Below are 8,057 nucleotides of genomic sequence, written 5' to 3' on the forward strand. Positions count from 1 at the left end.
CTGCAGCACAGGCCGCGCAATCCGGCCCGCTGCAACCGCCTTCCGTCACGCTGCTCGACAAATACAAGGGGCAGGAATTCGAGCCGATCTATTCGACCGTCGTCACGGTGAGCGGCGGCGAAGCGGAGCACGGACGGGCCTCGGGCGTGGCGCGCTCCGACGACGGCAACCTGAACCTGGAGCTTCGGCTTCCGGCCGCGCTGGGAGGCGGCGGCGGCGGCACCAACCCGGAGCAGCTGTTCGCGGCGGCCTATGCCGCGTGCTTCCATGGGGCGTTGAACCTGCTGGCCGCGAAGAAGAAGATTCCGGTTCATGACGCCACCGTGGAGGCGTCCGTCGTTTTCGGGCGCGACCCCGTCGACGGACTCTTCGTGCTCACCGCCGATGTGCGGATCCATTTGCCTGACGTCGAGAAAAGCGTGGCCGAAGAACTGGTGCGCAGCACGGAAAGATTTTGTCCCTATGCGAAGATGGCCCGCAACGGCATCACGAGCATCGTTGCACTGGCCGCCTAGGAACCCACAGACCGGTGCCACGCTGCATCGGCGCTCCCTTCCCTGCGTTGAGAAAGCCCCTCCATGAGCGATTCATCCGACACCCCGCGCAAGACCTCCCTGACCACCGCCTTCGGCGCCCCCGTGCCCGACAACCAGAACAGCCTCACGGCCGGCCCGCGCGGCCCGCTGCTGATGCAGGACGTGTGGCTGCTCGAAAAGCTCGCCAACTTCAACCGCGAGGTCATCCCGGAGCGCCGCATGCACGCCAAGGGCTCCGGCGCCTTCGGCAGCTTCACCGTCACGCACGACATCACGCAGTACACCCGCGCCAAGCTCTTCAGCGCCGTGGGCAAGAAGACCGAGATGTTCGCGCGCTTCACCACGGTGGCCGGCGAGCGCGGCGCGGCCGATGCCGAACGCGACATCCGCGGCTTCGCGCTCAAGTTCTATACGGAAGAAGGCAACTGGGACCTGGTGGGCAACAACACGCCCGTGTTCTTCCTGCGCGACCCGCGCAAGTTTCCGGACCTGAACAAGGCCGTCAAGCGCGACCCCCGCACCAACCTGCGCAGCGCCACCAACAACTGGGACTTCTGGACGCTGCTGCCCGAGGCGCTGCACCAGGTCACCATCGTGATGAGCGACCGCGGCATCCCGGCCAGCTACCGCCACATGCACGGCTTCGGCTCGCACACCTACAGCTTCGTCAATGCGCAGGACGAGCGCTTCTGGGTCAAGTTCCACTTCCGGACGCAGCAGGGCATCAAGAACCTCACCGATGCCGAGGCCGCGGCCCTGGTCGGCGGCGACCGCGAGAGCCACCAGCGCGACCTGTTCGAAGCCATCGAGGGCGGCGACTTCCCCAGGTGGACGCTCTCCGTGCAGGTGATGCCCGAAGCCGATGCAGAGAAGGTGCCCTACCACCCCTTCGACCTGACCAAGGTCTGGCCCAAGAAGGACTACCCGCTGATCGAGGTGGGCGTGATGGAGCTGAACCGCAATCCCGCGAACTTCTTCGCCGACGTGGAGCAAAGCGCGTTCGCGCCCAGCAACCTGGTGCCCGGCATCGGCGTGTCGCCCGACAAGATGCTGCAGGCGCGCCTCTTCGCCTATTCGGATGCGCAGCGCTACCGCCTGGGCGTGAACCACCACCAGATCCCGGTGAACGCCGCGCGCTGCCCGGTGCACAGCAACCACCGCGACGGCGCGATCCGGGTGGACGGCAACTACGGCGCCGCGCCGCACTACGAGCCCAACAGCTTCGGCCAGTGGCAGGAGCAGCCCGGCTACCGCGAGCCGCCGCTCAAGCTGCGCGGCGATGCGGACTTCTGGAATTTCCGCGAGGACGATGCCGACTACTACAAGCAGCCCGGCGACCTGTTCCGCCTGATGACGCCGGCGCAGCAGCAGGTGCTGTTCGACAACACGGCGCGCGCCATGGGCGATGCGCCCGAGTTCATCAAGCGCCGCCACATCGGCAACTGCGCCAAGGCCGATGCGGCGTACGGCGCGGGCGTGGCAAGGGCGCTGGGGCTCTAAGGCGCCCCTGCCTCAGGACAACCCTTCGAGTTCCGCCGCAAGGAACTCGATGAAAAGCCGCGCACGCGCCGGCGCCTGGCGCCCGAAGGCATGCAGGGCCGAGACGGTCACGAGCGGCAACGGCTGCGACGGCAGCACGGGCACCAGCCGGCCGGCGTCGATGTCGTCCTGCACGAACAGGCGCAGGATCTGCACGATGCCCAGGTCGCCGAGCGCCGCGATGCGCAGCGCGACGCTGTTGTCCGTGTCGAACACGCCGGCCGGGTTCAACACGCTGCCATCGGCAAAGCGGATCGGAAACGCCTTGCCGCCCAGCATGTAGCGCACGTGCGCGTGGCTGTGCAGGGCCTCGATCGAATCGGGCGTGCCGCGGCGCGCCAGATACACGGGCGACGCCACCAGCACGAGCGGCAGGTCGGCAAGGCGCCGCGCCGTGAGGTCGGAGTCGGCCACCTGCCCCGCGCGAATGGCGATGTCGTAGCCCTCGCGGATCAGGTCGACATGGCGGTCGGCAAGGCTCATCTCGAGCTTCAGCTCCGGGTGCCTGGGCAGGAACCTGCCGATCACCGGCTCCAGCAGGATGCGCCCGAGGTCTCCGGGCGCCGTGATGCGCAGCACGCCCTGCGCAATGCCGGCGGGCCGCATCGCGTCGCCGGCCTGGTCGAGCGCGCGCAGCAGCGGCGCGATGCGCTCGTAGTACGCAGCGCCCTCCTGCGTGAGCGACAGCATCCGCGTGGAGCGCTGGAAGAGCCGCACGCCGAAGCGCTGCTCCAGCCGCGCCACACTCTTGGAGACCGCCGAGGGCGACGTCCCCAGCGTCCGCGCGGCCGCACTGAACGAGCCGGCCTCCACGGCGCTGGCAAAGGCCACCAATCCGGGCGCCTGGTCGAGAACATTCATTGAAGACTCCGGGGCACAAGTGTTTTCATTCTTGCCCACTACTGAAGTGCAGGTGAACAACCTAGATTGAAGGCTTCTCTCTTCGTTGAACAAGGAAAAGCATCATGCAAAAGCTCTCTGGCAAAGTGGCGGTGATCACCGGAGGCAACAGCGGCATCGGCCTGGCGTGCGCCCAGGCTTTCGCGGCGGAAGGCGCCCGCGTCGTCGTCGTAGGACGCCGCCAGGACGCCGTGGACACGGCATTGGCGCGCATCGGTCCGGACGCGATGGGCTTCGTCGGCGACGTGGCCGACCTTGCAATGCACGACCGCCTGCTCGCCGCGGTGAAGGCACGGTTCGGCGCCATCGACATCAATGTGGCGAATGCGGGAACGGCGATTCTCGAGCCGTCCTCTGCCGTGACCGTGGACAACTACGACGCGCAGTTCGCCACCAATACACGCGCGGTGTTCTTCGGCGTGACCAAGGCACTGCCGTTCATGCGCGACGGCGGCTCGATCATCCTCACGAGCTCGATCGCCGGCAGCAAGGTGATGGACAACCACGCGGTCTACGCCGGCAGCAAGGCCGCCATCGAGGCCTTTGCACGCAACTGGGCACTCGAGCTCAAGGACCGGCGCATCCGGGTCAACGTGCTGAGCCCCGGCCCGGTCGACACGCCGATCCTCGCAAAGCTGGGCATCACGGAATCCGCACGGCCTGATTTCGACCAGCGCATGGCGGCAGCGATCCCGCTGGGTCGCCTGGGCCAGCCGAATGACCTGGCGCAAGCGGCGCTGTTCCTGGCGAGCGACGACAGCGTGTTCGTCACGGGCGTCAACCTGAAGGTCGACGGTGGCATGGCGCTGGCCTGAAGGGCCATGCCTTCTGGCGCCATCTCTTCAGAGGCGTGTCCACCAGATGCAGGCAGATCGCCGCCATCGTGAACGAGAACGCAAGGGTCGCGCTCAGCGTGATCCACAACGGCTGCGTACTGCGCAGCAGCAAAGCCAAGGGGAAGTGCCAGAGATAGATGCCATAGGACAGCCTGCCGATGTAGGCCATGGGCCGCGACGCGAGGAATGCCGCTCGCCCATGTTCTGCGGCAAAGCAGATCAGCACGAAGGCCGACAACTCCGCCGATGTGATGCGCAGCGTGACCGCCTGGACCTGGTCGCTCGTCGGCAGCGAAGGCAGGGCGATCAGGACCAGCAGCGCCATGCAAGCCATGGCGAGCGCGTGCTTCGACACCTTGAAATGGGCCAGTGCCGCAATGGCCCCGAGCAGGATGCCGCTCATTCGCGTGTCGAAACGGAAATACGCCTGCTGCCAGGTCCAGTTCATGGCCACGAAATACCGCCATGCAGTCACTGCCAAAAATGCCGACACCAGCCATCCGACCGGACGCCGCGTTCGCAGAAAGAGCGGCAGCACGAGAGGCCACAGCAGGTAGAACTTTTCTTCCACGCCGAGGGACCATGTGTGGCCGATGGTGTAGGCCAGCTCCCGGAAGGCCAGCGCATAGTCGTAGACGTAGAGTGCGGCGAGCACGGCGGACAGCCAGCGATCGTCCGCCGGCCAGAGGATGGGGGCCAGCCCCACGTAGACCGCAACCATGAGCAGCAGCGTCGGATACAAGCGCAACGCCCGGCGCGCATAGAAGCGGCCGATCTCGATGCCGCCATGACGGTATTCCGCCGTCAGCAGCGAAGTGATGAGATAGCCGGAAAGAACGAAAAAAACGTCCAGCCCGATAAAGCCGCCGCGCGCACCGGGGACTTCGCAGTGAAACAGCACGACCGCGAGGATGGACAGCGCGCGAACGCCGTCGAGCGCCGGGTTGTAGGGCATGGACATCTGTCCGTGCTCAGCGAATGGCCAGCGGGTCCGGCCGGCACGGCTGCAGGATCGTCTCGCCGCACGCCGGATAGCCTGCAGGTCCCTTCACGTCCTTCAGCACGCCGAGCCGCACCACGGAGTCGTACCTGGCGTTGTGCAGCACATGGACGCGCTGCTTCTGCGTGAAGGTGTCGAACACCAGGCCACCGGTCTGTGCGGGCGTGTCGATCCAGATCCGCAGCCGCGAGCCGGCGCGAAAGTAGTGGCCCATCTTGTGGATCTCGACGCGGGCGAGGACCGGCCGGCCCGGCAGCAGCGGCATCGGCTGCTCCGGCCGTTCGAGCCGAACGGGCAACAGCGGCGTCGAGCGCGCCGTGTCCAGGGCGCGGTTCGACAAGCGCAGCCAGCCGCGCTGGACATAGATCTCCTGCCCGTCCGGCCGGAGTTCCGTGACGGTGACCTGCAGGTCGGCGTCGCCGGCGCCGGCCGTGACCCAGAGGTCGGCGCTGCCCGGTCCGAAGACCATCATGTCCTCATCCAATGGCGGCGATGTGTAGGCCACGCCCGTGGTCTTCCAGTCGCCAGGCAGCGGGCCCCAGAAGCTCCTTCCCGCAATGTCGTTGACGGCCACACCGGCGCCCGGGTAGTCGAAGCTATCGGCAGCGCCGGAGCCAGGGGCATCGGCGAGGGTCTGGCCCGCACCCAGGTGGAACGCCTTGACGGCCAGGTCATCGCTGCGGATCGAGCCTCTTTGCACCACCCAGCGGGCCCTGGCGGAAACGCGCCGCTCCAGTGCGTTGCCGCCTGCTTCGGAGCTTTCCATCCATACGGTGGTGCGTGGTGTGTCACGCTCGAATCCGTTGTTCTCTCCCTTGACGAAGCGGTCGAGAAAACGCACGGCCATCGCCTGGAAATCCGCGGCCAGGTACATGTCGTGCCGGCCGTTGGTCTGCACCGACCACAGCCTGGCGGGATCGAGCCGGGACTGGTAGTAGCCGCTGCGCGGCGTGATGGCCTGGTCCTGGAACGCTTCGAGCGACAGCACGGGAACCTGCACGCGGTCGGCATGCGGCGCCAGGTCGAAGCTCTTCATGCGCTCGTCCCGCAAGGGATGCGACAGGAACAGGTGCATCACGGAGTTCGTGTCTTCGGCCGCGAGGTTCTTCGGGATCTGCGCCAGGCAGGCGGCATCGCCCTCTTCCCTTGCCGTCTGCGCGACCACCTTCTCCCAGTAGGCGCGCATGGAGCCGCGCAGCGGCGTGATGAAGCCGGGCGCCGGCACGCCGCCGGGCATCAAGGCGTCGCGGAAGTCCGTCAACACCATGCCGGGCACGATGGCCCGAAGGTGCGGCGGCCGGTGCTGCGCCGTCGCCAGTTGGGAAGAACCACCGTACGACCAGTTGACCATGCCGACCTTGGCGTTGGACCACGCTTGCGACGCCGCGAACTCGACGGCCTCGGCGCCGTGTCTTCCGAGCTGTGGCCGCGTGTACTCCAGCGGGCCTGCGGAGCATCCGCTGCCCGCGGCGTTGACGCCCATCACCGCATAGCCGGCGTCGACAAGCCGCCTGTCGAGTTCGATGGACATCGATGTCTTGTACTGGAGATAGGGCGTTCCTCCGATCGAGCCGGCGTCGTACCCGTTGATGCTCAAGATGACGGGGAACCTGCCCGATGCCTTCGGCAGGAGCACGCTGTAGCGCAGCCTGATTCCGTCGGATGTCTTGAAGTAACCGGTGAGGCGCTTCGCCCAGAATGGTGCGGCCGGTCCCCGCTCGGGGAAATCGAAAGGCGGCGACAACGGCAGGCCCGTGTCGGGATCCAGCGGGGCATCCTGCCCATGTGCCGCGAGCGACGTGACGAACGCCGTGGCGAGTGTGATGGCGGCGGCGATGAGCTTCTTCATGGTTCTTGTACTCGAGGGCTTGCTGGATCGGCGGCGGGAGGCGATGTTAGGGCATCGCTGCGCTGTCGGCAGTCCTGCGCACGACAAACCTTGGCGCTGGAAAGTACATACCGGCCAAGGCTGTCTTGCGGGCGCGACCAGCGGCTCGGATCACGCCATCGAACCGATTGATGTCCGTCGATCAACACGGTGCAGCCCCGCACGTGGCTAGTAGCCCTCCCTGCTCAAACCTACGATCGAAGCGGCTATCAAGATCCTCACACACGCACGGAAAGATTCAGATGACGGATTCAGTAACCCCGACCCGCATGGACGACCGCATGGACTTCGTGCGGCGCGGACTGCTGCGCGGCGCGGTGGCGGGTGCGGGCATCGCTGGACTGGGCCTGGCGCTGGGCGGCAGCGTGGCATTCGCGAAGGGCATCGGATTCCCCGCCCTCGCACTGGGCCGCTTGAAGAACGTCGATGCCGGCGTCCTGAACATCGCCTACTGCGAGGCAGGCCCGGCAGACGGCCCCGCGGTGGTGCTGCTTCACGGTTTCCCGTATGACATCGAGGCGTACGCGGAGGTCGCCCCCCTCCTCGCGTCCGCGGGTTGCCGCGTGATCGTTCCCTATCTGCGCGGCTTCGGCCCCACGCGCTTCCTGAATGCAGGCACGCTGCGTTCGGGCGAATTCGCGGCGTTCGGCGCGGACCTGCTGGCGCTGCTCGATGCATTGGCGTTGCCGCGTGCGGTGCTGGCGGGATACGACTGGGGCGGCAAGGCGGCCAGCGCCGTGGCCGCCCTCTGGCCCGAGCGCTGCGCGGGCTTGGTGTCGGGCAACGGCTATGCCTTCACGGAACCGTCCGCGGCATTGGTTCCGGCGCTGCCCGAAAGCGAAACTCCGCTCTGGTGGCAGTTCTACTTCCAGACCGAGAGAGGACGTGCCGGCTACACAAAGTACCGCCGCGAGATGAACCGGTCTTTCTGGAAGCAGTGGTCCCCCACCTGGCGCTTCGACGACGGGACCTTTGCGCGCACCGCCGGATCGTTCGACAACCCCGACCATGTCGATGTCTCCATCCATTCGTTCCGATACCGGTTCGGCGCAGTCAAGGGAGACCCCGCCTATGCCGAGATCGATCGCAAGCTTGCATCGCTGCCCGCGATACCGGTGCGGACGATGACACTGGACGGCGCCGACGACGGCGCCCATGGACCGACCGACGGCTCGGCGCAGGCGGCGAAGTTCACCGGGCCACGCACACACCGCGTGATACCCGGGGCGGGACACAACCTGCCGCAAGAAGCGCCCGGCGCGTTTGCGGACGCGGTGCTCGAACTGGTGCGCGCGGACCGCCGCACGCGTTGAGCTTGCGCAACACCGCACTCCCGATCCAGGGGAGAACCCTTCTTC

7 protein-coding genes are annotated in these 8,057 nt (G+C 66.9%); 4 read left to right on the top strand and 3 right to left on the bottom strand.

Annotation, left to right across the window (positions count from 1 at the left end):
- Positions 1-29: 29 nt before the first annotated feature.
- Both AC1DOC_RS10460 and AC1DOC_RS10465 read left to right on the top strand, forming a co-directional pair.
- A complete protein-coding gene (locus AC1DOC_RS10460; RefSeq protein WP_026283985.1) occupies positions 30-515 on the top strand; it encodes an Ohr family peroxiredoxin in 486 nt (161 codons plus the stop codon).
- 63 nt (positions 516-578) lie between these two features.
- On the top strand, positions 579-2,036 hold the full coding sequence (locus tag AC1DOC_RS10465; RefSeq protein ID WP_018904430.1) for a catalase: 1,458 nt from the start codon (positions 579-581) through the stop codon (positions 2,034-2,036).
- A 12-nt stretch (positions 2,037-2,048) separates the two neighbouring features.
- Here the strand turns inward: AC1DOC_RS10465 and AC1DOC_RS10470 are convergent, their stop codons facing one another.
- Entirely contained in the window at positions 2,049-2,936 is an 888-nt protein-coding gene (locus AC1DOC_RS10470) for a LysR family transcriptional regulator (protein ID WP_018904431.1), read from the bottom strand.
- Positions 2,937-3,040: 104 nt separating this feature from the next.
- Here AC1DOC_RS10470 and AC1DOC_RS10475 point away from each other — a divergent pair, with 104 nt between their 5' ends.
- Positions 3,041-3,790, top strand: coding sequence for an SDR family NAD(P)-dependent oxidoreductase (locus AC1DOC_RS10475; protein WP_018904432.1), 750 nt, complete (start codon positions 3,041-3,043; stop codon positions 3,788-3,790).
- On the opposite strand, the gene AC1DOC_RS10480 is transcribed toward AC1DOC_RS10475, so the two are convergent.
- Together AC1DOC_RS10480 and AC1DOC_RS10485 are read right to left on the bottom strand one after the other, a co-directional pair.
- On the bottom strand, positions 3,753-4,766 hold the full coding sequence (locus AC1DOC_RS10480) for an acyltransferase family protein (protein ID WP_230537781.1): 1,014 nt from the start codon (positions 4,764-4,766) through the stop codon (positions 3,753-3,755). The two genes, AC1DOC_RS10475 and AC1DOC_RS10480, sit on opposite strands and share 38 nt — an antisense overlap.
- 16 nt (positions 4,767-4,782) lie before the next feature.
- Positions 4,783-6,660 carry a CocE/NonD family hydrolase gene (locus tag AC1DOC_RS10485; protein ID WP_015865500.1) on the bottom strand — a complete coding sequence of 626 codons (1,878 nt, stop codon included), beginning with the start codon at positions 6,658-6,660 and terminating at the stop codon, positions 4,783-4,785.
- Between the two features lie 308 nt (positions 6,661-6,968).
- Between AC1DOC_RS10485 and AC1DOC_RS10490 the strand changes: the two genes are divergently transcribed.
- Entirely contained in the window at positions 6,969-8,012 is a 1,044-nt protein-coding gene (locus tag AC1DOC_RS10490) for an alpha/beta fold hydrolase (protein ID WP_230537782.1), read from the top strand.
- The last annotated feature ends 45 nt before the right edge of the window (positions 8,013-8,057 follow it).

It is taken from the genome of Variovorax sp. 01T439_2 (assembly GCF_056398445.1).